The organism is Actinomadura sp. 9N215 (assembly GCF_044326345.1).
Lineage (GTDB): Bacteria > Actinomycetota > Actinomycetes > Streptosporangiales > Streptosporangiaceae > Spirillospora.
This window is the reverse complement of the sequence record NZ_JBIRBA010000009.1, coordinates 1-23,955: the sequence shown is the minus strand read 5'-3', so window position 1 is coordinate 23,955 and position 23,955 is coordinate 1. Positions and strand designations below refer to the sequence as shown.

General features: G+C 69.0%; 26 protein-coding genes. 15 read left to right on the top strand and 11 right to left on the bottom strand.

Annotated elements, in window-relative coordinates:
- Positions 1 to 71 precede the first annotated feature (71 nt).
- A complete protein-coding gene (locus tag ACH34T_RS16820) occupies positions 72 to 629 on the bottom strand; it encodes a dihydrofolate reductase family protein (protein WP_395993061.1) in 558 nt (185 codons plus the stop codon).
- A 511-nt stretch (positions 630 to 1,140) separates the two neighbouring features.
- Between ACH34T_RS16820 and ACH34T_RS16815 the strand changes: the two genes are divergently transcribed.
- Genes ACH34T_RS16815 through ACH34T_RS16805 form a run of 3 tightly spaced genes read left to right on the top strand, consistent with a single transcriptional unit; the run spans position 1,141 to position 3,554 of the window.
- On the top strand, positions 1,141 to 1,392 hold the full coding sequence (locus tag ACH34T_RS16815; RefSeq protein ID WP_395993060.1) for a hypothetical protein: 252 nt from the start codon (positions 1,141 to 1,143) through the stop codon (positions 1,390 to 1,392).
- A complete protein-coding gene (locus tag ACH34T_RS16810) occupies positions 1,385 to 2,374 on the top strand; it encodes a polyprenyl synthetase family protein (RefSeq protein WP_395993059.1) in 990 nt (329 codons plus the stop codon). The genes ACH34T_RS16815 and ACH34T_RS16810 overlap by 8 nt, the downstream gene beginning before the upstream one ends.
- On the top strand, positions 2,367 to 3,554 hold the full coding sequence (locus ACH34T_RS16805; RefSeq protein WP_395993058.1) for an oxygenase MpaB family protein: 1,188 nt from the start codon (positions 2,367 to 2,369) through the stop codon (positions 3,552 to 3,554). The genes ACH34T_RS16810 and ACH34T_RS16805 overlap by 8 nt, the downstream gene beginning before the upstream one ends.
- Positions 3,555 to 3,610: 56 nt before the next feature.
- Here ACH34T_RS16805 and ACH34T_RS16800 read toward each other — a convergent pair whose 3' ends face one another.
- Entirely contained in the window at positions 3,611 to 3,883 is a 273-nt protein-coding gene (locus tag ACH34T_RS16800; protein ID WP_395993057.1) for a hypothetical protein, read from the bottom strand.
- Positions 3,884 to 4,278: 395 nt separating this feature from the next.
- On the opposite strand from ACH34T_RS16800, the gene ACH34T_RS16795 reads away from it, so the two are divergent.
- The 3 genes from ACH34T_RS16795 (at position 4,279) to ACH34T_RS16785 (ending at position 7,310) form a co-directional block, all read left to right on the top strand.
- Positions 4,279 to 5,862, top strand: coding sequence for a hypothetical protein (locus ACH34T_RS16795; RefSeq protein WP_395993056.1), 1,584 nt, complete (start codon positions 4,279 to 4,281; stop codon positions 5,860 to 5,862).
- Positions 5,863 to 5,946: 84 nt separating this feature from the next.
- Positions 5,947 to 6,288 carry a GntR family transcriptional regulator gene (locus ACH34T_RS16790; RefSeq protein WP_395993055.1) on the top strand — a complete coding sequence of 114 codons (342 nt, stop codon included), beginning with the start codon at positions 5,947 to 5,949 and terminating at the stop codon, positions 6,286 to 6,288.
- Positions 6,289 to 6,311: 23 nt separating this feature from the next.
- Entirely contained in the window at positions 6,312 to 7,310 is a 999-nt protein-coding gene (locus tag ACH34T_RS16785) for a DUF1648 domain-containing protein (protein ID WP_395993281.1), read from the top strand.
- Between the two features lie 342 nt (positions 7,311 to 7,652).
- Here the strand turns inward: ACH34T_RS16785 and ACH34T_RS16780 are convergent, their stop codons facing one another.
- The 4 genes from ACH34T_RS16780 to ACH34T_RS16765 form a co-directional block, all read right to left on the bottom strand.
- Positions 7,653 to 8,744 (bottom strand): hypothetical protein, encoded by a 1,092-nt coding sequence (locus tag ACH34T_RS16780; RefSeq protein WP_395993054.1) that lies wholly within the window; start codon positions 8,742 to 8,744, stop codon positions 7,653 to 7,655.
- A gap of 417 nt (positions 8,745 to 9,161) precedes the next feature.
- Positions 9,162 to 9,323, bottom strand: coding sequence for a hypothetical protein (locus ACH34T_RS16775; protein ID WP_395993053.1), 162 nt, complete (start codon positions 9,321 to 9,323; stop codon positions 9,162 to 9,164).
- A 37-nt stretch (positions 9,324 to 9,360) separates the two neighbouring features.
- The gene (locus tag ACH34T_RS16770; protein WP_395993052.1) at positions 9,361 to 10,743 is read right to left on the bottom strand and encodes an OFA family MFS transporter; all 1,383 of its coding nucleotides are present in this window, start codon (positions 10,741 to 10,743) and stop codon (positions 9,361 to 9,363) included.
- A gap of 413 nt (positions 10,744 to 11,156) precedes the next feature.
- Positions 11,157 to 12,173: a helix-turn-helix transcriptional regulator gene (locus ACH34T_RS16765; RefSeq protein ID WP_395993051.1), complete on the bottom strand. Its 1,017-nt coding sequence runs from the start codon at positions 12,171 to 12,173 to the stop codon at positions 11,157 to 11,159.
- A gap of 168 nt (positions 12,174 to 12,341) precedes the next feature.
- Between ACH34T_RS16765 and ACH34T_RS16760 the strand changes: the two genes are divergently transcribed.
- From ACH34T_RS16760 to ACH34T_RS16745, 4 genes are all read left to right on the top strand, one after another.
- Positions 12,342 to 12,764 (top strand): VOC family protein, encoded by a 423-nt coding sequence (locus tag ACH34T_RS16760; RefSeq protein WP_395993050.1) that lies wholly within the window; start codon positions 12,342 to 12,344, stop codon positions 12,762 to 12,764.
- Positions 12,765 to 13,089: 325 nt separating this feature from the next.
- Positions 13,090 to 14,103 carry a phosphotransferase enzyme family protein gene (locus ACH34T_RS16755; RefSeq protein WP_395993049.1) on the top strand — a complete coding sequence of 338 codons (1,014 nt, stop codon included), beginning with the start codon at positions 13,090 to 13,092 and terminating at the stop codon, positions 14,101 to 14,103.
- A gap of 268 nt (positions 14,104 to 14,371) precedes the next feature.
- Entirely contained in the window at positions 14,372 to 14,872 is a 501-nt protein-coding gene (locus tag ACH34T_RS16750) for a SigE family RNA polymerase sigma factor (RefSeq protein WP_395993048.1), read from the top strand.
- The gene (locus ACH34T_RS16745) at positions 14,865 to 16,019 is read left to right on the top strand and encodes a hypothetical protein (RefSeq protein ID WP_395993047.1); all 1,155 of its coding nucleotides are present in this window, start codon (positions 14,865 to 14,867) and stop codon (positions 16,017 to 16,019) included. The genes ACH34T_RS16750 and ACH34T_RS16745 overlap by 8 nt, the downstream gene beginning before the upstream one ends.
- Positions 16,020 to 16,640: 621 nt before the next feature.
- On the opposite strand, the gene ACH34T_RS16740 is transcribed toward ACH34T_RS16745, so the two are convergent.
- Complete coding sequence (locus tag ACH34T_RS16740; protein WP_395993046.1) at positions 16,641 to 17,519, bottom strand: PhzF family phenazine biosynthesis protein; 879 nt, start codon at positions 17,517 to 17,519, stop codon at positions 16,641 to 16,643.
- Between the two features lie 1,002 nt (positions 17,520 to 18,521).
- Between ACH34T_RS16740 and ACH34T_RS16735 the strand changes: the two genes are divergently transcribed.
- Positions 18,522 to 18,647: a hypothetical protein gene (locus tag ACH34T_RS16735; RefSeq protein WP_395993045.1), complete on the top strand. Its 126-nt coding sequence runs from the start codon at positions 18,522 to 18,524 to the stop codon at positions 18,645 to 18,647.
- A gap of 3 nt (positions 18,648 to 18,650) precedes the next feature.
- On the opposite strand, the gene ACH34T_RS16730 is transcribed toward ACH34T_RS16735, so the two are convergent.
- Positions 18,651 to 18,845: a hypothetical protein gene (locus ACH34T_RS16730; protein ID WP_395993044.1), complete on the bottom strand. Its 195-nt coding sequence runs from the start codon at positions 18,843 to 18,845 to the stop codon at positions 18,651 to 18,653.
- Between the two features lie 65 nt (positions 18,846 to 18,910).
- Between ACH34T_RS16730 and ACH34T_RS16725 the strand changes: the two genes are divergently transcribed.
- A complete protein-coding gene (locus tag ACH34T_RS16725; protein ID WP_395993280.1) occupies positions 18,911 to 18,991 on the top strand; it encodes a hypothetical protein in 81 nt (26 codons plus the stop codon).
- Positions 18,992 to 19,030: 39 nt separating this feature from the next.
- Here the strand turns inward: ACH34T_RS16725 and ACH34T_RS16720 are convergent, their stop codons facing one another.
- A complete protein-coding gene (locus ACH34T_RS16720; protein ID WP_395993043.1) occupies positions 19,031 to 19,435 on the bottom strand; it encodes a nuclear transport factor 2 family protein in 405 nt (134 codons plus the stop codon).
- 83 nt (positions 19,436 to 19,518) lie between these two features.
- On the opposite strand from ACH34T_RS16720, the gene ACH34T_RS16715 reads away from it, so the two are divergent.
- On the top strand, positions 19,519 to 20,079 hold the full coding sequence (locus ACH34T_RS16715; RefSeq protein ID WP_395993042.1) for a TetR/AcrR family transcriptional regulator: 561 nt from the start codon (positions 19,519 to 19,521) through the stop codon (positions 20,077 to 20,079).
- 172 nt (positions 20,080 to 20,251) lie between these two features.
- Here the strand turns inward: ACH34T_RS16715 and ACH34T_RS16710 are convergent, their stop codons facing one another.
- Entirely contained in the window at positions 20,252 to 20,629 is a 378-nt protein-coding gene (locus ACH34T_RS16710; RefSeq protein ID WP_395993041.1) for a CGNR zinc finger domain-containing protein, read from the bottom strand.
- A 434-nt stretch (positions 20,630 to 21,063) separates the two neighbouring features.
- Here ACH34T_RS16710 and ACH34T_RS16705 point away from each other — a divergent pair, with 434 nt between their 5' ends.
- The gene (locus tag ACH34T_RS16705) at positions 21,064 to 21,795 is read left to right on the top strand and encodes a hypothetical protein (protein WP_395993040.1); all 732 of its coding nucleotides are present in this window, start codon (positions 21,064 to 21,066) and stop codon (positions 21,793 to 21,795) included.
- Between the two features lie 377 nt (positions 21,796 to 22,172).
- On the opposite strand, the gene ACH34T_RS16700 is transcribed toward ACH34T_RS16705, so the two are convergent.
- Complete coding sequence (locus tag ACH34T_RS16700) at positions 22,173 to 22,718, bottom strand: TetR/AcrR family transcriptional regulator (protein ID WP_395993039.1); 546 nt, start codon at positions 22,716 to 22,718, stop codon at positions 22,173 to 22,175.
- Between the two features lie 114 nt (positions 22,719 to 22,832).
- Between ACH34T_RS16700 and ACH34T_RS16695 the strand changes: the two genes are divergently transcribed.
- On the top strand, positions 22,833 to 23,684 hold the full coding sequence (locus ACH34T_RS16695; protein ID WP_395993038.1) for an alpha/beta fold hydrolase: 852 nt from the start codon (positions 22,833 to 22,835) through the stop codon (positions 23,682 to 23,684).
- The last annotated feature ends 271 nt before the right edge of the window (positions 23,685 to 23,955 follow it).

The following is a 23,955-nucleotide window of genomic DNA, read 5'->3' as shown; positions in this document are numbered from 1 at the left end:
GAACTGAACGGCACCGGGACGGGCAGGCGCCTACCCCCCGCTGCCACCATGACGAGCGTCGCTTGCCGGGTCTATTTGTCGGCTGGCGCGTACACCAGTTCGAGGATTCCGGACGGGAAGGACGTGCTTTTCACCAAGCGCAGGTTCACGGGCTCATCCAGCTCGGGAAACAGCGGCGCGCCCTTGCCGGTGGCGGCGGGCAGCACCCACAGCCGGTATTCGTCGACCACGCCGAGCTTGATCAGCGAATGCATGAACTCGGTGCCGCCGGCGGCGACGAGGTCCTTGCCGGGCTCGGCCTTGAGCTTGGCGATCTCCTCCGCCGTGTCGCCGCCGGCGATCCGGGTCTCGGGCCAGTTGTCGGCCGATTTCAGGGTGCGGGAGAACACGACCTTGGGGATCTCGTTCATGGCCTGGGCGGACGGGTGGTCGGAGGTGGGCCAGTATCCGGCCATGATCTCGTAGGTGTTGCGGCCCATGAGGAAGGCCCCGGCCTCCCACAGCCGGTTGACGAAGTACTCCTCCTGCTCGGGGTCGTCGATGCTCATCATGACGTCCCGGATTCCGTTGTCACCGTCAGCGCTCTTACCGTCGAGCGAGACGTAAAAACCCAGAATCAACTTCCGCATCCGGTACCTCCATGTGTTTCTTCCCGCGCCGGGACGGCCCCAGCACAAGCCCAACGCGCCCTACGGGGCGCCTACATGAACTCCTAAACTCCTCACCGATCAGCACCCGCCGCTCGATCAGCTCGTGCTCAGCGGTGATCACTCACAAACTCAGACCGTCGGTTCCTCCGAAACTCATCGCATTCCGCGCCATGACACCTGGCCCATGCCAGCCTTCGTCGGCGCGCTCGGACGCCGCGCCCCCGTTCACAGGCGCGGTGTCCGCGTTCTCGGGCGCAGCGGGGCGGCGCCGCGACAGGCTTCGCGGCCTTCCTTGAACGCGACGGCGGCGATGTCCCAGCGCGGCCTGACTCGCCGGTGAAGGCCGCGGCCACCATGTGGGCAGCCGAAATGACATCTGACGCCAGCGTGCTCTTACCCCGCGGTGAGAACTGTGACGGGACGATGGCAGGACGTGACCAGAAGTGGGGTGATATTGCCGATGGTGTCGTCCACATGACTGTGAGTTGCGATGGTGCGAGGCGAGAACGTCCGGGTGCACGACGAGGTGCTCCACCTGGCGGCCGGGGCGGCCGATGTGGTGATGGGCGGGATGCGCGGCGTGGTGCGGCGCCTTCCCGGGTTGGGCGAGGTGCGGCAGGAGCTGCGGGCGCGGGGCGAGCTGGCGCTGCGGCGGACCCCGCAGACGCCGCCGGCGCACATGGAGATTCTGGCCCGGCGGGTGAGCGAGCGTGCCGCCCAGAGCCCGCGGGACGATGGGTGACCTTCGGGTCCGTGTCGACCGGGCCTTGGCGGAGTTCGTCGACTCCGAGATCGGCGCGCTGACGGCGCTGGACGTCGAGCTGGAGCCGGTGGCCGAGCAGCTGCGCGCATCGGTGACCGGAGGCAAGCGGATCCGTCCGGCGTTCTGCTACTGGGGGTGGCGGGCGGCCGGGCAGCCCGACGCCGAGCCGATGGTGCGGGCGGCCGCGGCGTTGGAGCTGGTGCACGCGGCGGCGATCGTCCACGACGACATCATCGACCGCAGCCCGCTGCGGCGCGGCCGGATCACCGCGCACGCCAGGCTCGGCGACGGACTGGCCATCATGATCGGTGACCTGCTGCTGGCCTGGGCGGGAGAGCTGTTCCACACCTCGGGGCTGCCGCGCACGTTCCTGGCCCGGGCGGTGTCGGCGTGGACGGCGATGGGCAGGGAGCTGATCGCGGGCGAGTGCCTGGAGATACTGCGGACCGGGGCCGCACCGGACGTGGGCCGGTCATTGCAGGTCGTGCGGCTGAAGACCGGTTCCTACACGATCGAGTGGCCGCTGCGGATCGGCGCCGTCCTGGGCGGCGCGGCGCCGGCGGTGCTGGAGGCGCTGACCGCGTACGCCCGCCCGCTCGGCGAGGCTTTCCAGCTACGGGACGACTTGTGGGGCGTGTTCGCCGACCCCGCCGCAACCGGCAAATCGTCGCTGGACGACCTGACGGGCCGGAAACCCACCGCGCTACTGGCCCTCACGCTGGAGCGGGCCGACGACAGTGACCGCGTCCAGTTGCAGGAACTGCTCCAGGCTCCCGTCCAGGAGGACGAGACCGCGCGTATCCGGCAGATCATGCACCGCTCGGGCGCCCGCGACCAGATCCGGCAGATGATCGACGACCGCGCCGCCGCGGCACGCGCGGCCCTGGAACGCGTGCGCCTGCCGTCCGAGGCCGCGGGCGCCCTGACCCGACTGATCACCGAGGTGACCGCAGATGTCTGAACCCACCGCCCAGACCGATCCGCCCGCCGCGACGGGCCGGTACACCGACGCCTACCTCGACTCGCTGCGCCTCAAGGGCGACGAACTCGCCGACGCGACCGTCGAGGCCCTGTTCACCGGCGGGCAGGTGCCCCGGTTCAACACGCTGATGCGCTGGGTCACCACCTCCGGACAGGACCTGCCGACGGGGCTGCCGGACGCCGCACGCGACTACCTGCAGGCCACGGCCACACCGCCCGACTGGGTGGACTGGACGATGATGGAACAGGCGCGGCAGTTCTTCATCGACAACGACGTGCACATCTCCACCGCGCTGTCGTTCGCGTCCATGCCCGCCTGCTACGTCGTCCCGCACGTGGCCAGGCTGCTGTCGGCCACCCACTCGCTGGCCTACCCGGCGCGGCGGATGGCGGAGACCGGCCAGTTCACCGTCTACCTGATGCAACCCGACGCGTTCGAGGCCGGCGGCCGGTTCCTGCCGGCCGCGCAGAAGGTCCGGCTGCTGCACGCCACCATCCGCCGCCACCTGCGCCAGGAGGACCGCTGGCCCGAACCCGTGGCGATCTGCCAGGAGGACATGCTCGGCGGGCTGATGATGTTCAGCATCCAGGTCCTGGACGCCCTGCACCGCCTCGGCGTCCACATCACCCCCGGCGGCGCCGACGCCTACTACTACGCCTGGACGGTCGTGGGCGCCGTCCTGGGCTGCGACCCGGCCGACATCCCGCCCGACCTGCAGGCCGCCCGCGAGTTCTCCGACCGGTACATGATGCGCCACATGGGCCCTTCGCCCGAAGGCGTCCACCTGACCCGGCAACTGATCGACATGTACGAACAGGTCGTCCCCGGCACTCTGCTGGACCCTCTCGTCCCCGCCCTCATCCGCTTCCTGATCGGTGACACCGCCGCCGACTGGCTCGAGGTGCCCCGCTCCGGCTTCGACACCCTCGTCAAGGCCGGCCCCGCCCTGCTCAGCGTGATCGAAAGCTTCGAGGACCGCGGCCCTTGGGCCTCCCAACTGTCCGACCGCCTCGGCCGCCTGGTCACCCGCCTGGAACTGTCCTCGCTGACCCGCGGCCGCGTCATGCATTACGCCATCCCCGAAGAACTCAAACCCGCCCGCGGCATCCCCACTCCCACCAGCCGCTGGACCCCACCCCCACCCATCGACCACCCATAGCCTTCCGGCCCCGCCGTCGGGGGCGGGGCGGGGACTGGACGGCCCGGTGCCGCGAGTCAGTTGCCGGTGATGGCGTACAGGGCGATGAGGGTGGTGGCGCCGGCAGAGACGGGGTCGCCCAGCACGGGAAGGACGGCCACGAGGATGCCCGTTGCCGCACCACCGGCCACCGCCACCACACGCCGGACGTTGGTGAGGCGCGGCCCGAGATTCGGTTCGGGAGGCTCTTGCGAGATGTCGGGTCCGGGGATCGGTTCTGGAGGCTCTTGTGAGGTGTCGGGTCCGGGGAGGGGCACCGCGGAGGGGTCGGTGCGACGTAGCCTGCCCATGGCGGGTACTCCAATCATGATCCTGTTGCAGTGGATGCGGGTTGCGGGTCCTGCCAGATGGCTCTCCCCGTGGCTGCGGGGAGAGCCATCCGCTCCCTCACCGGGAGCCGTGGCCGGAACCGTGCCCGCCGGCTGAGTTGTCCACGTCGGAGAGGAAGCGATCCCGCAGGTCGATGGCGGACAAATATGCAGCCCGACGGCCCCTCGTCACCGAGACGCCGCCTGCTTCAGAAGGCGCGAGCAGCCACTGACCGGGGGCACCTGTGCGACCGCGGGGGGCCGTCCACGCGTCCACCCGCTCACCACACGCAGAGATCCTTTGGGGAAATGGGCGTCACATCCCTCCGATTGAAGGGCGGAAGAGGAAGAATCTTGACTGAAGGGGTCAGGGAGGTATGTCGCCGCGGGACACCAGCCAGTTGAGGCGCCGGGGACGGCCCTCGGAGCTACGGGCTGAGACCGAGGAAGCCGCCGCGCTGGTCGAGTTCCTCCGGGAGCTGACCTCGGGATTGACGGTCCGGCAGATCGTGGAGCAGGTCCCTCCCTATGGGAGGACCAAGTGGGCGGGTTTCCTCAACGGTTCGCAGCTGATCCCGAGGTACCTGCTGGACAAGCTGATGCGTGAGGTGGTGCGTGAGCCTCGCCTGCAAAATCTGCGTCTGGAGCAAGGCCGGGAGCTGCTGGACAAGGCCGAGCGGGCCGCCGCCGGCAAGCTCGCTCCGCACGAGATGGGCCTGCCGGAGCGTGAGCTGCGGCGGCGGCTGGACCAGGCGCAACGCGGCATGATCAATGCCCAGGAGCAGCTGCTGAACATGTCCAAGCTGGCCACCGGCCTGGTCCTGTTGGTGGCGAGGCTGCAGCAGCGCTGCGCCGACTTGGACAGAGCGCAGCACCGGTCGCATCAGGACCTGAGTGAGCAGCGACGGCAGTTCGAACAGCGCCTGCAGATCGCCGAGCACAACCTGGCCGAGGCCCAGCGACGGCAACACGAGGCCGAGACCCTGCGGGTGGAGGCCTTGCAGCGGGCCGAGCGCTACCGCCTGGCGCTGACACAGGAGCAGGACGCCTCAGCAGCCCCGCCAGACGCCGGAAAAGGCGACACGGCCGCGATCGCCGAACCGTCGCTGGAGGAGCTGGAGGAGTACGACGCGCTGCTGGAGCAGAGCACCACACGCCTGGACGAGACCGGCCGCGCCGTGGACGAGTTGCGTCGCCAGCTCGGCATCGCTCCCCCCGAACAGGAAACTCCCAGCTCACAGCGGCCCCGACTTGTCCGCGGACAAGTCGAGGACAAACCCGTCCCAGAGAAGACGGCCACGTCGCCGCCCGCGACATCACCACCACGACCACCAGAGCCCGGGAGCGACGCCGAGCAACCCCCCGCCGAGCCGCCGCACATGCCGCGGATCCTCCACGTCATCCTGGGGGCGCTTGCCGCGTGCGTCGTCGTGGCGATATTCGGGGCAATCATCCCCTTTGCCCTGGTCGATCCGTTGGTTCACCGCGACAGCAGGACGATCGCCTCGACCTGGTTGGCCGCCGGAGCCATTCCCTCGCAGACTTCGGCGCCCGACCACTCCAACACCAAGGTGCTCGTCTACCGGCTTTCCACAGGACAGTCCGTGGACTCCACCTTCGCCCTGCCTCGTCTGGCGAGGACCTGGGCTCAACGTGTCCTCGACGCCGCTCCCCGATACAACTTCGACGGCTACATCGATTTCCAGCCCGACAGGAGCTGCGCCTCCAAAGCCCGTCTCACCTGGCGACTCCACAACAGGACCGGGCGACTCCCCCTCACCCACGAGGTCGTCTTCCACGAAATCAAGGTGCCCACCGACAAGATCACCTTGACCGCCCGCCTCGACGCCCCCGCCCCCTGTACCGGATTCCTGCGCCTCATCAACCCCGAGGTGGCCAACCTGGAGACGCCCCACGGCAAAAGCGCGCCACCCCCCGAGGTGGCGACCCGCCGCAAGTAGCCGCCGACAGTCCCGGCGCTGCCTGGGGTCCTCGGACCGGCCCCCGTGACGCGTGAACAACATGATGCTACCTTCATTAGCACCATGTTGTTGAGACTGCCGAAGGGTGATCCGCGACCACTGCACGAGCAGGTGGCCTCGGCGATCCGGCGCGCCATCGCCGAGGGCGAGTACGCGGTCGGCAGCGGCCTGCCCCCCGCGCGTGACCTTGCCGCGATGCTCGGCCTGAACCCCAACACCGTGCTGCGCGCCCTGCGCCAACTGCGCGACGAGGGCCTGCTGGAGTTCCGCCGCGGCCGGGGCATCCGGGTCGTGGCCGGTCCCGAGTACGGGGTGTTCACCGAGCAGGTGCGGCAGATCGTCGCGGAGGCCGCCCGGCTCGGCCTGTCCCGGGACGAGCTCGTCGAGATGATCGAGACCGCCTGAGAACGTTCGGGAGTGTGAAAGCGATGGGCTGGGGACGGTTCGTGTGGCCGGTGGTGGTCGTCGGTGCGGCGGCCGGAGCCGGGGCGGCGCTGCTGTGGACGATGCCGGACATGTTCGGCGAAGCGCTGCCGGACAAGATCGCTGTCCACTGGGGGGCGAACGGCCGCGCCGACCGGTGGGCTCCGTCCTCGGACCTGCGCGAGACCGGGCTGGTGCCCTGGCTCGTGGCCTGCGCGATCGCGCTGGGGATCGGGCTGTTCGGGTGGCCGCGCCGGATGCTGCGCGGCTCGATGGGCGCGGTGCTGTTGGGCGGCCTGGGCTTCTTCGGCGCGATCCAGTACTCCACCATCACGATCAACGCGGCCGCGACCGACTGGCGTCAGACGTCCGTTCCCTGGTGGCATGTCGCGCTGGTGCTGGCGGCGCTCCTGCTCGGCGGAGCCATCGGCTACTGGCTGGGCTCGCGCGGCCCAGACCACCGGCCCGAACGGGCCGAGCCGCCTAAGACGCCACGGATCCGGCTGGACAAGCGGGAGCGCACGGTCTGGATCGGCTACTGCCGCAACCGTTGGATGCCGTGGGTCGGCGGCGTCCTCCTCGTGACGAGCGCGTCCCCGTCGCTGGCGATGGAGGAACCCGACCTGGGCTTCGTGCTCATGTTCAGCAGTTCGCTGCTGTTCACGGCCCTGGTGCTGGCGGCCCTCACCTCCGTCCGCGTCCTGGTGGACGAGCGCGGGCTACAGGTGCGGCTCGGGCTGCTCGGCCTTCCGGCCAAGCGCATCCCGCTGGACCGCGTGGTCTCCGCGTACGGCGCCGAGTTCCAGCCGGCCCAGATGGGCGGGTGGGGCTACCGGATCACACCGGACCACACCGCGCTGATGCTGCGCGGCGGACCCTGCCTGGTGGTCAGGCAGACCGGCGCCGAGCGGGATTTCGTCGTCAGCGTGGACGACGCCGACCGGGGCGCGGCGCTGCTCAACACGCTCCGCGAACACGCCTCCCGCTGGCCGCGCGAAACTTGAGGAAGACGGCCCCGAGCAACGCCCTCACCCACTACGGGCCGTTGGATTTGAGCCAGTACTCCGAGGACCCAGCGGCTGGGGACACGTTCGGGAGCGGGGGCCCCCAGAACCGCCGCGGCGACGCCGGCCACGCTCACGATCGGTGCCGCAGTGGCGACCAGCGCCCCGACCGCCACCGCGCAGGTAAGCGCCCCGACCTCCACACAGGCGAGCGCTCCAGCCGCCGCGCAGGTGAGCGCTTTGGCCGCCGCCGGGCAGGTGGACGCTCCAGCCGCCGCAGCGCAGCATCGGGCTCTGGCCACCGCCGCGCACCAGCGGGCTCCGGCTCCGGCTCCGGGTCCGCTAAGACGGTCGGCCGAGCGCCGTCAGCGTGCCGTCGTGGGAAAGGACGAGCAGACGGCCCGCGGCGATCCCGATGTCCTGGATCGGCGGGCAGGTCGCCACGCGTCGGGGCTTGCGGGCGTCCTCCGGATGCACGACAAAGATCTGTCCCCGGTCGTCGGCGAGGACGAGGCGACCGTCGGCGCTCCGTACCGTCCGCGATTTGTACACGCCTCCCATGCCGGACGGTTCGAACCGTATGTCGGCGGCCACCCGGGCGTGGACCAGGTCCACCGCGAGCCAGCCGTCTTCGTCGCCGATGTGGAACGTCCCGGCCTGGTCGAGCAGCCCCGTCAGGCGTGATGGCCGGGGCATCGCGATCGCCGCGGCCTCGCGGCCGGAGTCCACCGCGAACCCGACGAGCCGCTCGTTGATCGGGTCCGCAGTCCACAGCACCCCGTCCACCACCGCGATCGCGTCCGATGCGGAGAGCATCGCTCTCTTCCGGCGCCACAGCTCCCCGCCGGTGCCGAAGTCGAGCGACACCAGGTCGTCGCGGTCGGCCCCGCCGATCACCTGACCGCCGGTGGGCATCACCGGCGACAGCATGACCGGGCTGTGCCACAGGACCTCTCCGGTGGACTCCTCGATCAGACTGGTCCCGGTCCTGATCTCGCGCGTCGGAGACCAGGCGTCGTCGAACGACGACACCATCAGGCGTCCGCTGGGCAGTCCGTCCACACTGGTGTAGTTGGGATCTTCCCGGCAGTGCCACACCGGCACGGGCGCCACACCGGGGGCGAGCCGGTACACCGTGTCCGCCTCGTCGATCACCATCAACTGGCCGGGATACCCCGATCCGATGACACTGACGGGCACGGGCCAAAGATCCGCGTCCGGCTGCAGCACCGGCGGATCCGCGCCGAGGGTCACCACGCCGCGCTCCGCGGACGTCAGCACGGCTTCTCCGGACACCGTGTGGATTCGCGCATCACGAGGCTCGGATCCCGCCAGGGGAACCTGCCACACCACCGTGAGCGACTCGTCCAGCGGCCGGTCCACCACTGTCCGGCCCATATCGTATGTGGGCGCCGCGATCACACCATTCTGCATGCGCGCATGCTAGTCGGCACCGCCCGCCCGACATGAGAAAAGCCCGGCAAACGCAACCGACCCGGAACACTCCGCCAGAAGCCGGAAATGGCAATTAGTGCCCGATGATCATTTATGCAGATGTTCCGCGGGGGTGTCGATCAGCGCAAACAGTGCCCGGCGAAGGTGGACGGGGACGGGTTGCCTGATTCGTTTTGGCATTTCAGCCCGGAAGCGCCGTTACCGCCGGGGCCGTTGGAGGCTCTCAAAGCGTTGGTATACGAGTTGTGCCTGGCGGCGGGGGGTGCGGCCGTTGGGCGCGATCACAGGTTGGAGTCGCCGAGGACGATCTATTGCCCGGCACGCCCAAGCGGGACGTCCAAGCGACACGCCCGAGCGGCACGCCCGGGCGAGACGCCGTTGACGGGGGGCGTGACCTCACTGGCCGAACAGGGGCAGGATCGCCCGGACGGTCTCGACGACGCCGTAGATCAGCGGAATGCCGACGATGGACCAGGAGATGACGAGCCGCGGCAGATCCGCGTCGGCGCCCCTCCCGATCCGGCCGTCGTCCGGGCCGCGGTCCTCGGTTGCTGCCATGGTGCGCACTTCCTTCGGTGTCGGGCCGGAGCGGTCGTCAGGTGGCGGGGCTGGGATCGGAGACCGGGGGCTCCGACGCGGAAGTGCTGTGCCGTTCGGCCACCGGCCGGATGAACAGGTTGGCGGCGAATCCGATCGCGAGAACCCCGACCATGGTGAAGAGGGCGGGCCGGTAGTCGGCGGCCACCAGGGCGCCCGGTTCTCCGCGTGCGTCCAGGAACCGGTTCACGATCAGCGGTCCGGCGATGCCCGCCGCCGACCACGCGGTCAGCAGCCGGCCGTGGATGGCGCCCACCTGGTAGGTGCCGAACAGGTCCCGCAGGTAGGCCGGGACGGTCGCGAACCCGCCGCCGTAGAAGGAGATGATCAGCGCGGCGAGCGCGACGAAGAACGCGGTGGAGGTGTCGCCGAACAGCGCCAGCAGGACGTAGGCCGCCATCCCGACGCCGAGGTAGCCGACGTACGTGGGCTGGCGGCCGATGTAGTCCGAGGTCGAGGACCAGACGAACCTGCCGGCCATGTTGAACATCGACAGCAGCCCGACGAACCCGGCCGCCTCGATCGCCGACACCGAGGTCGAGGCACCGGAGCGGAAGAAGTCGCTGATCATCGGCCCGGCCTGTTCGAGGATGCCGATGCCCGCGGTGACGTTGCAGAACAGCACCGTCCAGAGCAGCCAGAACTGCGGTGTCCTGATGGCCGACGCCGCCGAGACGCTGTGCGTCGTGACCATCGTCCTGGAGCGTTCCGACGTCGGATCGAAGCCCGCGGGACGCCACCCCGGGGCGGGGACCCGGACGTTGAACACGCCGAGCATCATCACCAGGAAGTAGGCGACGCCCAGCGTGACGAAGAGCAGGGCGACGGCCGCGCCGGACGGAGGGGAGCCGTCCGGGTCGTACAGGGACAGCAGCCGGCGGGACAGCGGCGAGGCGACCAGCGCGCCACCGCCGAATCCCATGATGGCCATGCCCGTCGCGAGGCCGGGCCGGTCCGGGAACCATTTGATCAGCGTCGAGACCGGCGAGATGTAGCCGATGCCCAGGCCGATTCCGCCGATGAACCCATAGCCGAGGTAGACCAGCCAGAGTTGCCCGGCGGCGATGCCCAGCGCGGCGACGAGGAAGCCGGACGCCCAGAAGCAGGCCGCGGTGAACATCGCGCGCCGCGGCCCGACCCGGTCGACCCAGGTGCCCATGACCGCGGCGGAGGCGCCGAGCATGACGATCGCGATGGAGAAGATGACGCCGATCGCGGTGAGGCTCGCGTCGAAGTGCTCGACAAGGGCGGTCTTGTAGACGCTGGTGGCGTACGCCTGGCCGATGCAGAGGTGAACGGCCAGCGCCGCCGGAGGGATCAGCCAGCGGTTGTAGCCCGGTTTCGCGACAATGTGCCGCTGGTCAAGGAAGGAGAGCGCCACTGCGGGCCTCCAAGTTCGGGGAGCGTGCGGGGAGCGTCGTCTAGTGCCGGACAGGTCGTGAGGCCCCGATACCGAAGAAACATAGACACGAACGTGCTTCTAGAACAGCCCCTGCGCTGTTGAAGTCGTGAGTGTGCGGCGAAATGACTCCAGACGCCCGGGATGGCGCTGGCCGACCGAAACCAGCGCCGTTCGTCACACGGCCGGAGGCAGGCGTCGACGATCAACACCGAGTCCAAGCTGGTCAACAGGCGGATGGACCGCCGGGCGGGCCTGATTAATGTTCGTGGTCGTGTTCGACCGCCGTGGGTGAGCGGCGCTCCTGAACTGGTGAGGATGCGCCTACGGCCGGGGATGTGCTTGCGGCCGGAGATGCGCCTACGGCTGTGGGTGTGCTTGCGGCCGGGATAGGCCTACGGCTGGGGCGGGCTTGCGGCCGGCGATATGGCTGTGGCTGGGGAGGTGCCTGCGGCTTTGGCGTAGCGCGCGGCGAGTTGGGCGAACGCGGCGGTCAGTTGTGGTGGACCGATGACATGGACGTCGGAGTCGAAGCGGCCGATGGCGGCGGCGAGGCCGGTCCACGACCAGGAGCCGAGGGTGAGGCGGCAGCTGCCGGGGCCGAGATCTTCGACGACTCCGTCCTGCACGAAGGGGGCCACGGCCTGGGCGGGGAGGTCGAGGACGACTTGACCTCGACAGGACCAGTCGGAGGCGGAGCCGTCGGTTCCCCGGAACCGGCCGATGATGAACGCGGTGACGTCGTCGCCGGGGAGATCGCGTGGGGTGAAGCGCGGGCCGGTCGGGGTGCGGGGGCGAATACGGTCGGCGCGGAAGGTGCGCCAGTCGTCGCGGTCGAGGTCCCAGGCGATCAGGTACCAGTGGCCGCGCCAGGTGACGAGGTGGTGGGGCTGTGTCCGGCGGGATTGGGCGACGGGGCCGGTGGCGTCGTGCCCGTAGTCGAAGCGCAGCTCCTCACAGGCGTGGATCACGCGGCTCAGCTCCACCAGGACCTCCGTGCCGGCCGCCGGGACGTCGCCGCTCCCGGGTGCCTGAACGGCAGTGATCTGCAGCATGTCGATGCGCTGACGCAGACGGGACGGCATGGCCTGGCGGACGGTGGACAGGGCCCGGACGGCGTCCTCGCCGATCGTGCTGCTGGAAGCCACTGATTGCAAGGCGAGCGCCAGGGCGACGGCCTGGCCGTCGTCGAACAGCAGCGGAGGCAGGTGCGAGCCGGCGTCCAGGCGGTAACCGCCGTGGGGCCCCTTGAAGGCGAGGATCGAATAGCCCAGTTCGCGTAGCCGGTCGACGTCGCGGCGCACCGTTCGCGGGGTGATGCCGAGCCGCTGGGCGAGGTCCTCACCGGACCAGTCTCGATGCGCCTGAAGCAGCGAGAGCAGCGTGAGCAGCCGCGAGGACGTCTTCTGCATGCCCACCATTCTGCTCGAAGTATAGGACACAGCCTGTCCGCTATCCGTGGCACGGTGAGCATCAAGATCCGCTGGAGAGGCCATGGGGCCCCCTGGCCACGAGGTCGCTGCCGCAAGGTTCATCGCCGCGGCCGTGCACCTCGCCGAACCGCGAGCAAGGAGCAGGCCATGTCCGTCACGACCACCACCCATCTGAACTTCCAGGGCGACGCACGGGCGGCGCTCGACTACTACCGGTCCGTCTTCGGCGGGCGCATCGCCGCCGTCACCTACAAGGACATGGGCAACACGCAGAACGAGCACGAGGCGGACTGGGTGGTGTGGGGCGAGGTGGCGAGCGACAACGGCTTCCACGTCATGGCCTACGACGTCCCGTCCCATCTGCCCTGGGACCAGGGCAGCAACCCGTTCTTCGTCTCCGTCCGCGGTGACGACGCCGACGAGATCGGTGTCCTGTGGCAGAAGCTGGTAGAGGGCTCAACGGTGATGCAACCCCTGGCACCGTCGCAGTGGGCACCCCTGTACGGCATGCTCACCGACCGCTTCGGTGTGACCTGGGTCCTGGACGTGGCGGCCCCGTACAACGACTGATCCACACCCCGGGTCGCCACTTGCGAAAGGGTGCTTCACCTGAAGCGACCTACCTGCGACCCCGTCAGCGCGATGGGGTGATGCCGGATATATCTGGAGTTGGAAGGCGTCATAGAGTCGGCGTTGCAGATCCTCGGGCAAACTCACCCGGATTAAGGGGCTAGGGGATCTCTTTCTGGCGAGCGATGCGAAGTCGTCTCCGAGCGGTTGAGACTTCGTCGCGACCTGGGCCAGCCTTGCTTGTGCCTCACGGTGACACGGCTGCGTGCGGATAGGCGTTAGGCGTAGCGCGTCGCCCGGCCGTGGTGGTAAGTAGTGCGGCTTGGTGGCCGGATGGCCCGGGATCACCCCGGGGCCGCTCGATATCCACGTCGCCGTTGCCGTCGCCGTCGCAGGGCAACGGGCCTGCGTCTGCGATTGGACGGCCTACGCCGCTGAGGTCGGCCAGCGGACCGAACGACCGCGACCAGACCGCCCCGAACTGAAAGGCACGGTGATCGGCATGGGACGCGACCGGCCGGCGCCGGACGGGGAACCGCTGATCGGGGACGGCGTTACGCCGAACATCATCCGGATCGCCGACACCGTCCGACGTCCGGTCAGGCCGTTCACCACCACTGTCCAGGCCTATCTCGCACACCTGCACCAGGCCGGCTTCTCCGCCGCCCCCAGGCCGCTGGGATTCGACGAACAGGGCCGGGAAGTACTGTCCTTCGTGCCGGGCGACGTCCCTCGGGAGCCGCTCCCACCCGAGGCGACAGGCGAGGACGTCCTTGTCGCCCTGGCTCGTCTCATCCGGCGGCTCCATGACGCCGCCCAAGGCTGGACACCGCCCCAAGGTGCGGTCTGGGCGACCCTGCCGGGAACAGCGGCGATCCCGCTCGTTGACACCGAGGCGGAGCTGGTCGGCCACCGAGACTATTGCCCAGGCAACGTGGTCTTCCGCAACGGACTCCCTGCGGCCCTCATCGACTTCGACCTCGCCCGACCGACCACCCGGCTCTATGACATAGCCAATGCCCTCTATTGGTGGGCGCCTCTGCTGGACCCCACGGACCGCACCCCCGCCCTCATCGACGCCGACATCCCACACCGCGCGGCTGTGTTCGCCGACGCCTACGGGATGACCGACCAACAGCGCTTTGACCTGATGCCCTTGGCCAAACGGATGGTTCATCGCTTCCACCTGGCCAGCCGCGCCGCAGCCGAGGCCGACCCGGTTTTCCGGCGCTTCTGGCAAGAGGGCGTCAAGGACCGCATGCCCCGAGCCGAAACATGGCTCGCGCAGGAAGCTCCGGCCATTACCAACCGGCTCACAGCAACGACCCCGAAGCCCTGAAGCCCTGAAGCCCTGAAGCAAGACGCTGCCGGGCGAGCGGCGTAACGCCTGACGATGGACAAGGGAAACCCGCGGTGAAACGGAACCCGCCCTAAGCCGCAGCTAACGTCTCCTGTGCCCCGTCATCAGCCTTCGTATTTGAATTTCAGTCGATCGGGTCATTTGTTCACTCTCACCTTGGTCGCATTCAGGGGGATATCGCGTCCGTCGGTGATGGCGTGCAGCGTCAGAGCGTGGTCGTGTGTCCTTGGGTGTTGGGAGGTGCACCGTGCCGGACAAGGAGCTGGCCCGGTTCGACGATTTCGTCTCGAGCCGGCTGCCGGCGCTGTACCGATACGCCTGCGCGCTCACGGGCAACCGGCACGACGCCGAGGACCTCGTCCAGGAGGCCCTGACCAGGACGGGCGCCGGGTGGCGGCGGGTGCGGCGCAAGGACGATCCGGAGGGCTACGTCCGCGTGACGATGGTGCGGCTCGTGATCAACCGGCGGCGGCGCAACCGTGAGCAGTTGATGGCCGACCTGCCGGATCGGGCGACCGACGACCAGCAGTTGGACGGGGTGACAGCACTTGCCGCGGCCCAGGCCGCGTTGGCCGGTCTGCCGAGAGGGATGCGGGCCGTGCTGATGCTCCGCTACGTCGACGGGCTCAGCGACGAGCAGATCGCGAGTGTGCTCGGATGCGGCGCCAGCACGGTGCGCAGCCAGGCGTCCCGTGCGCTCTCCAAACTGCGGGCCGCGGCGGACACTCAGGAGGAGTCACATGGATGAGCTTGAGCGAAAGCTCGAAGAGTTGCTGACCTCACCGTTCAAGGACGAGTATCCGCCCGAGTCACTGCGGAGCCAGATCCTGGAGAGAGTTGCGGCGGCCCGTCGTCACAGGGTGGCCGCCGGCACGGTGACGCTCGCCGCGGTCGCGGCCCTCGCTCCGATCATTGCCATGCAAGCCGTATCGGAGCGGTCCCCTGCCGACGAGCCTGCGACCGTGACGGTGACGGCGACGGCGACATCGGGGCAGACGGGCCTGGGCGCTTTGGTGGATCCCGGCACGATCGTGAGGATCCCAAGAGATCTGCCGGGGAAATCTCCGTTCGAGGCGATGGCCTTGGGGAGGGACGGCACCGTTCTCGGCGCCCCTCAAATAGGCGCTTCCGGGAACAGCCAACGGTCTACCGGAATCTGGCGCGCGGGACCCGACGGCGGCCTGCCCGCTCTCGTCGCCGAGACCGGACCCGAAGTGCGCGCCTATCTATGGGCAATGGCGGCCGGTGTTCCGGGGTATTTGTGGCCCGACGGCGAACGGCTTTCCTGCCGTGGGCCCGACGGTGAAGGCCCGACCCGCACCCTCGACGAGGCCTGGGGCGGACGAGACCGGTTCTTCGCCGACGGCCCCGCATTCGTCTGGGGCCGCAACGCCCGCGCTTTGCTGGTGGCAACCGCTTGTGGCGGCCAGATACGGAACTATCCGATCAGCGGAACGCTGGAAGCTCTCTCTTATCCGCACGCGATCGTCCGATCGGGATCCGACCTTCGGTCGGTCGACGTGCGCGACGGTGCCATACGAGACCTTCGTCGACTGGAATCATCGTCCGACCTGGTCTTCGCAGCGAACCCGCACCTGGTCGCCTGGGCAGGCGGCGGAGCCCTCACCGTGCTCGACAGAGACACCGGCCGCTCACGCCAGATCCTCCACACGCTGCCACACGAAGCGGACACCGCCTACGCGGGACGCATCACCGCTGGAAACCGGATCATCGTCTACACGGCCGCGCATCAAGACAGGGATGAGGCTGAAACAGTCGTCTACGACGTCCGGACCGGCCGTGAGGCCAGACTCGGCGGCGAAGCCTGGACGGCGGGCGACTGGCTGTTGTGGCGCGACGGCGCCGACTACCGCCTCGCCCGAGTGCGGCCCTGATCGTCATCACCCCACCCGCTGGGCGACCGCGACCACCACCTCACGTAGAGCCCGAAACGTCCCGACGGCCCGCAACCTCGCCTTTCTCGGGGCCAGGGCTGGGGCTGGGGTAAGGGCGGCGAGACCGTGGCCATGCTGCCTCTGGCTTGTATGCGCGCTGCGCGATGCGCTCGCTAGCCGGACGCACCGTGCACGAGTTTGGAGGACGGCTGTCCCGCACGACCGGCGCCGGGTGATCCCTGCGTGGTGCCGCATCGCCGCCGCAGACCCCACCCGGCTCGCGCCGCACGTACTGCGCGCCTCCAACCGCGCCACCCTGCTGCCGACCGCCGGAGTTCCTGCCGACGCCGTCAGCGGGTGCTCGTCCACGCCTCCCCCGTCAACGTCCAGCGGTACGACCACCGCGCTTGCACCCTGGCCGCACACACCTACAACCATCACCGCGGACACACCGCGCTCGGCGGCCTGCCACCCGCCAGCCGCGTCCCAACCCTCTCAGGGCAGTGCAATTAGGCCGGGGCTCCGGGACGTATGAATCCCCTGCTTCGTGAAATGTCGGTGGCCATCAGCGGCCTGCGGCCATCGAGCATCGGATTGGGACGTGCCTCGAAGTCGGTTCTCCTATCGTCCGGCGTCCTGGCCGGGGATCGGGACCGCGGCGCCGGAGACGCGGACGCGAGGGTCGCCGTCGCGGAGTTCCACGGTGAGGAGCCCGGGGCGGCCCATGTCCTCGCCCTGGTGGAGGGTGAGCGTGGCGGCGGAGGCGACTTCGCCGAGTTCCCGAAGGTATGCGCCGAACGCGGCCGCCGCGGCGCCGGTGGCCGGATCCTCCACCACGCCGCCGACCGGGAACGGGTCGCGGACGTGGAAGACGTGCTGCGATGCACGCCACACCAGCTGGACGGTGGTCAGATCATGCCTGGTCATGTACGCGGTAAGACGGTCGAAGTCGTAGTCCAGATCGGCCAGGCGTTCGCGGGTGGCGGCTGCCAGGACCAGGTGGCGGGCTCCCGCATAGGCGACGCGGGGCGGAAGATCGAGATCGAGGTCGTCCTTGCCCCAGTGCAGGATGTCCAAGACCTGGGCGATGTCGGCCGCCTCTTCCAGGTACGGCTCCACGCTGGTCAGCGTCGCGTGGAGGACACCGTCGACCTCGACGACCTCGACAGGGACCGTGCCGTTCTTGGTGGCGAACGTGAGAGAGCCCGGTCCGATCCGTTCCGCCAGGGCGACCGCGGTGGCGACGGTGGCGTGGCCGCAGAACGGAACCTCGGCCTTGGGGCTGAAGTAGCGGAGGGTGAAGGCTCTGCCCGGCTCGCCCAGTCCGTCCGGCGGCGGGGTGAGGAACGCGGTTTCCGAGTAGCCCAGGTCTGCTGCGATCGCGAGCATGGCCGCGTCGTCCAGGCCGGAGGCGTCCAGGACGACCCCGGCCGGATTGCCTCCGGCGGGGTCGGTCGCGAAGGCGGTGTAGTGCAGTACGTCGCTGCTCAGGTCGGTCATGACGCCATCGAACACCAGGAGCCAAGCAGCGGGTCAAGCCCACCGGTCACTCGAAACACGCCCTGGTATTGAATGCGATCATGCCGGCGAGGTCGGCGTGCGCGGTCCGGCTGACCGGGCCGTCGGCAGGGAGCGCGGGCCTCGCCGGACTCCAGGTCCAGGTCGGGAACTGCGCGGTGCTGGCGGCAGCGTTCCGCTTGACCTGCCGTTTCGTGGTCGCACCTGGTTATTCGGACAGGCGGCCACGGCGACGGCTCGGCTCCGAGACACCCGTTGCCCCAGTTCCGCAAGGAGGCCGTCGACCCCGCGGGGTTGGGGCTGAGATCCGGCGTCGGCCAACCTGCGGACCTGCTCGATTCCGTCCTGCTGGACATCGATGAACGTCTCGATCTGCCCGTGGTGATCGCCTCGACCGAGTGGACGCTCCTCGACCGGGTGGACGGTCGTCGGGTCGCCGCACCGAGAACGCCGCCCGCTCCACCGTCACCGAAGTCAGCGCGACACAGTGACCCGCCCGGCCATCAGCCCAAGCATCAACGAGCATCTGGGAATCGCTGTCGGCGTGCAGCTGACCATTCGAGAGGGGGGCATAGCGTCGTCGGGCAATGGTCTCCGCCGCTATCCGCCGCGTCGTGATGACGAGGGTGGAGCGCTTGGCCCGCCAGAGCCCGCCGTTCCCCGCTCCATCTGTATAAGAGCCGGTATGATCCGGCGGGTCGGCATATCCGCGACTTTCTGGCTGCTGCGTTCGGGCCCTTGGCTCTCTGGATTGCATCGGCGGCCTTATCAGATCTTCATGGCGAACCTTGCCCGGCCGATCACCGATCTGGCCTGGTCACGGTCCTGGGCCGGGGTTCGCGGACCGTCCGAAGCGAGGCGTGAGAACCGATGGATCCGCGGCGTATCGAGCTCAACCGGCAGCACAGCCGTGAGATGGGTCTGCTATTCGCGGAATTCCTCGATGCCCATCCAGACGTCGAATCCGAAGTCCACGGAGCTCAGATGACCGCCGACCAGGAGTCCGCGTGGACGGACTACAGCGCCGAACTTCTCGCTCGGCACCAGGCCGAGCGTTCGGCCTTGGCGGACGCGATCGAAGCCGAGCAGCGCCGCCGCGACGACCCGTGACACTCACTGGCCACCAAGCTGGTCAACGAACTGGTCGAGGCCGCCGACGACAAGCAGCTCACCATGACCATCGCCCCCTACGGCCGCGTCGACCTGCCCTGCACCGATGAGCTGGGCCACATGGAACTCGACCGCCGCGGCGCCGAGCTGCCCGTTCCACGTTCTGACCGAGCCCGAGGAGAAGCACAGCCTGGCCATCGCATTCCAACAAAGCCTTCAGCGGCTGGGCCAAGACCTTCACCGACCCGAGTCTCTGCGCCGCCATCGTCGGCAGCCTCACCTTCGGCGGCACCATCATCGAGACCGGCACCGACTCGTACCGGCTCGCCCATACCCGAGCCTGAGAACACGCCGCCGGTTAAGTAGCGGGCGTCAGTGAGTGCCTAGGCCAGGGCCTCGGCGATCGCCGTCCGGTCCTGGTACTCGCGCCAGTGCACGATGCGTCCGTCCCGGGCGCGCAGGACCACCACGAACGGGGCCTGCGCTCGCGTGCCGCCGCCCGGCATGGTGGCCACGATCTGGTATTCGGCGATGATCACCTCCGGGTCGGCAGACTCGTGGATCACCACGTCCTGGAACTCCTCGAACACGATCGGGAGGGCCTCACGGCCCGCCCGGGCCATGGCCACGACCTCCTCGCGGCCCTCGACCCTGCGGCTTCCCGCGGGAGCGAAGGGCGTCTCCACGACGACGTCAGCGGCCAGCATCTCCTCATCGAGGCCGGCTTGGCCTGCGAGGACGTTGTCCTGGAAGCGAGCGAACAGATCTTGCGGAGTCTGCCTGGACATGGCCGGTCCCTTCACAACGAACTAAGATGAGTGATGGCTCATAAAAATATGAGTCTCGACTCATCTTGTCAACGGTTGGACGAATGACACCGAGCAAGCCCATGCGTGCCGACGCCCTGCGCAACCGCGCGCGCATCCTCGCCGCCGCCGAGGAGGTGTTCGCCGAACGCGGCGCCTCCGCCTCCACCGAGGAGGTCGCCGCCCGTGCCGGCGTCGCCATCGGGACGGTCTTCCGCCATTTCCCGACCAAGCGCGACCTCCTCGCCGCAATCATGAAGGAGCTGCGAGAGAGTCTCATCGCCAAGGCGGATTCCCTCATCGCCGCCGGCGACAAGGGGACCGCGTTCTTCGACTACTTCACCTTCCTCGTCGAACGCTCGGCGAAGGTCGGCACCGTCGTGAGCCTCCTCGCCGAGGAGGGGACGTCCATCGAGCCGGGCGAGCAGATCATGGCGCTCACCCACACATTCGGGTCACTGCTGGACGCCGCCCAAGAGGCTGGAACCGTCCGCCCGGAGGTCCGCCTCGACGAGGTCATGGCCCTCCTTACCGCCACGACCCACGGCGCCCTGGCCGCCGCCTGGTCCGACGACCTCCGCCACCGGACGGTGGCCCTGCTCCTGAACGCACTCCGCATCCGTTGACGTCGCCCTCCCACCACCGCCACGAACGACAAAGCACGATCGGCAGCAGACCCCGCCCACCGGGCCCGCCGTTCACCTGTCCAGCCTCACGACCGTCGCTCAAACGTTGCTGCTTCTCACGCTCGCAGCCACACCGGCGATGCCTCATCAGGCGCTGGATGCGGCTGAAGTCCTAGCCGGACGTCTTCCTCCTGTGTGCCGCGACCCGTTCCCTGGTCGCGCAACGGCGGGAGCAGTACCGGCGCGGCGGGCCGCTGCCCTGAGTGAGGAAGACGTTCGAGCAATCGGGTGACGCGCAGATGCCGCCGGGCGGACGCTGCCGGTCCCAGACCAGAACCGTGAGGGCTAGGCAGGACGACGCCAGAAACCACTCCGCCCAAGGGGCGTCGTCATCGCCGTCCAGATGTGGATGCCAGGGAGACCGCCCGGCGTGTGACGTCAGACGGAGTCGCCCGGCGTTGCGCCGGAGCAGGCCGTTCAACACGGACGCCGCCTGATCGACGTCAGCGGCCGCGTAAGCCTCCCGCAGCAGGTCCGCGACGGCCCGCATCTCCTGGACGTCTCGGGCGGAAATATCCGGAGAGACGTCCTCGCCATGCGCACGAAGGACCTCGGCCACCGCTTCAGGCCGCAACTCACCCCCCGCACCGGACGCCGCACCGGACGCCGGACCGGGGACAGACAGGACGTTCACGAGAGCGGTGGTCCGGCGTGCGGTGGCCGCCACCGAGTGCCGGGTCGACCAGTCGGCTGCGATTGGGCGGCGCAATTCAGCGGATCTTGAAAGCGCGAATCCTCGACAAGGATTTACACGCACACTCACTGGCTTGGATGATGCGAATTCCGGTCCAACTACGGGAGGAGCGCATGGCCCACAACCGGAACTGCGCAGAGGCCACGTTGCCTGGATGTGTATGCGCATGTGGCGGAGCGAGGCACGGTTGTCAGGGGGCGTTCAACATTGCGGATGGGACACTCGGTGATGTGCTTTCGTATGTGAAGCAGCAGGAAAAGGAGTGGTACGCGAGGCCCGCAAGGCTGTCCCGCGGACAGGCCGTGATCGGTTGTGCCCGAGCTGATGTCGTCCACTGGCTGCATCGCGACCGCGAACTCCTCGACTGCGCCAGAACCGCGCATGCGGTGACGTTCGAGGAGGTCGACGACTCAGATGCCGCTACGCGAGGCCTGGCCTTACGCAGGGTGGCCGCACATCTCGGCTCGCCGCTGATGGAGGAGTTTCAGCAATGGGCGGGAGAAACGCACTTCTGGTGTGAGTTGCTTGCGCAGATTGCCTGTGCGCTCACGCAGTACGAAGAGATCCGCGGACGAATGTTCCGTATGGTGGAAGATGTTCTCCATCAGCGAGATGAGCGGCCCCTGCCGGATGGATTGCGTCGCGCGGGAGCGATCGGATCCGCGGTCCATTGGGCCTGGCGATTCGTTCTCGCGAGCGTCGTCGCGGCATCGGGTGCCGGGAGTCTGGCGACGCTGCTGGCCAGCGGAGACGTGGAACGACTCCTTTGGCCGATCCGCGTCATCGCGGTACTGATGTGCCCGGACGCGTCGCATCACCCGACGGTCAGAGAACATTGTTGGGAACCGATCGTCCGCCTTGCTAGAGCGGAGGTCCGCAACAGCGTGCGCGAGCGCCTCACCCAGGTCTTCGCGGATGACCCGTGGTTCGTCCCGGGCCGGAATTCCCCGGGGTGGGCCTAGCACCGCTAAATTGCCTGACGCTCAACGCAATAGACGACCCCGTGGACGACGCCCATGGACGACGCCATAGGCGGCCCATAAAGGGTTCTGTGTGCGTGGAAGCGTTGGAGGGGCGTGCTGGCCCTCCGGAGGTTGCTGGTCCGATGCTCAACCCCGGCCGTTTGGCCATGGTCTGGGCCGCGCCCGGATCTTCGATCGACTCGATCAGTTCGGTCGGCGTCACGTCCGAGGGTGGTCCCGGTCAAATCTCGCACGGGTGCGCGGTCATCACGATCGTGCGCGTGTGTGGATGGCGTTGTCCCGTCCAGGCATCGGGTGGTCGTCGATGAGGTTCTTCGACAGCGCCCAGTAGGCTGCGCTTACCGGCTTCGGTCGGTTTATTGTTTCAGCGCTTCGAGGAATGGTGCCACGACCGCCAGGACGTCCCGTCGCGCGGCGGATTTATCCTCGGCTGTGCTGACCAGGAGGGCCGCCTCGTCCGCCAGCGCCAGCAGCGCGTGGGCGAGCGGCTTGACCGGCAGATCGCGGACCGTGCCGTCGGCCATCCCCTGGGCGAGGACGCCCTCGATCATGCCGAGGATGTGGTTCTGGCAGATCGCGCGCCAGCGGGCCCAGCCCAGCACCGACGGCCCGTCGATCAGGAGGATGCGCTGCAGTTCGGGTTGTTCGCAGGCGTCGAGCCAGGCCAGGAGAGCCCGGGTCATGCCGCCGGCGAAGTCGGCCTCGGGCGCGGCGAACGCCGCTTCCGCCACCGGCCGGGCGGCCTCGCCCTCCAACTCTTCGAGCACGGCGGCGAAGAGGCCGGTCTTGTCGGAGAAATGGTGGTAGAGCGCGCCGCGGCTGACGTCGGCCTCACGGACGATCGTGTCGGTGCCGACACCGGCGAAGCCGTGTTCGGCGAACAGCTTCCGGCCGGCGCGCACCAGTGCCGCCCGGGTCGTGGCCGAGCGGTCCGCTTGCGTTCGACGAGGTTGTTTCATACAGTCTGTCCGTAAGATACATGCAGGTTGTATGTTACTTCACAAGGAGGTGGGCGGATGGAGATGATCGATCTGCCCCACGGCACCGTAAGCTACCGGGCCGCCGGTCCGGAGGACGCCGCGTCGCCGCCGGTCGTCTTCGTCCACGGCTTCCTGGTCGACGGTTCGCTCTGGACGGGCGTCGCGGACCGCCTGGCCGACAAGGGCGTCCGCTCCTACGCACCCCACTGGCCGCTCGGTTCCCACCGCGTGCCGGTGCCCGGGGCCGACCAGTCGCCGCGGGGCGTCGCCCGGCAGATCCTGGCGTTCCTCGAAGCCTTGGACCTCACCGACGTGACCCTGATCGGAAACGACACCGGCGGCGCGCTGTGCCAGTACGTCGTCGACACCGACGCGAGCCGCGTCGGTCGGCTGGTGCTCACCAACTGCGACGCCTTCGACACCTTCCCGCCCTTCCCCTTCAACGTGATCTTCCATCTCCTCAAGGGGCCCCGCCGCCTCCGGTTCAACCTGCTGCCGATGAGGTTGCGCCCGTTCCGGCACTCGGTCCTCGGGTTCGGTCTTCTCGCGCGGAAATTCGATCCCGCGCAAAGCCGCGCATGGATCGAACCGGCGCTCACCGACGCCGCCGTGCGGGCGGACGCGGTCCGGTTCCTCAGAGCGGTCGATCCGGGCGACTTGAACGACGTCTCGACACGATTGGCCGGCTTCCGCGGCCCCGTCCGGCTGGTCTGGGGCACCGCGGACCGGGCCTTCAAACCGGCTCTCGGCAGGCGGCTGGCGCAGGCGTTCGGCGACGCCGAGTTCATCGAGATCCCCGGAGCCCGGACGTTCGTCCCACTCGACGCCCCGCAAGCGCTCGCCGACCAGATCGCCAGCATCGGCGACGCCGCCCCGTCACCGTCCTGACCGCCGCATCACACCCAGAGGCAGGCGCACGCCAACGCCGCATCCCACACAGAGGCGGACTCACGCGGACGCCGCGCCCCACGCAGGGCCGGGTCACGCCAACGCCGCGCCCCACGCAGAGGCGGGGGCACGCCAACGCCGCATCCCACGCAGAGGCGGGGCACGCGAACGCCGCGCCCCACGCAGAGGCGGGGCACGCGAACGCCGCGCCCCACGCAGAGGCGGGGCACGCGAACGCCGCGCCCCACGCAGAGGCGGGGCACGCGAACGC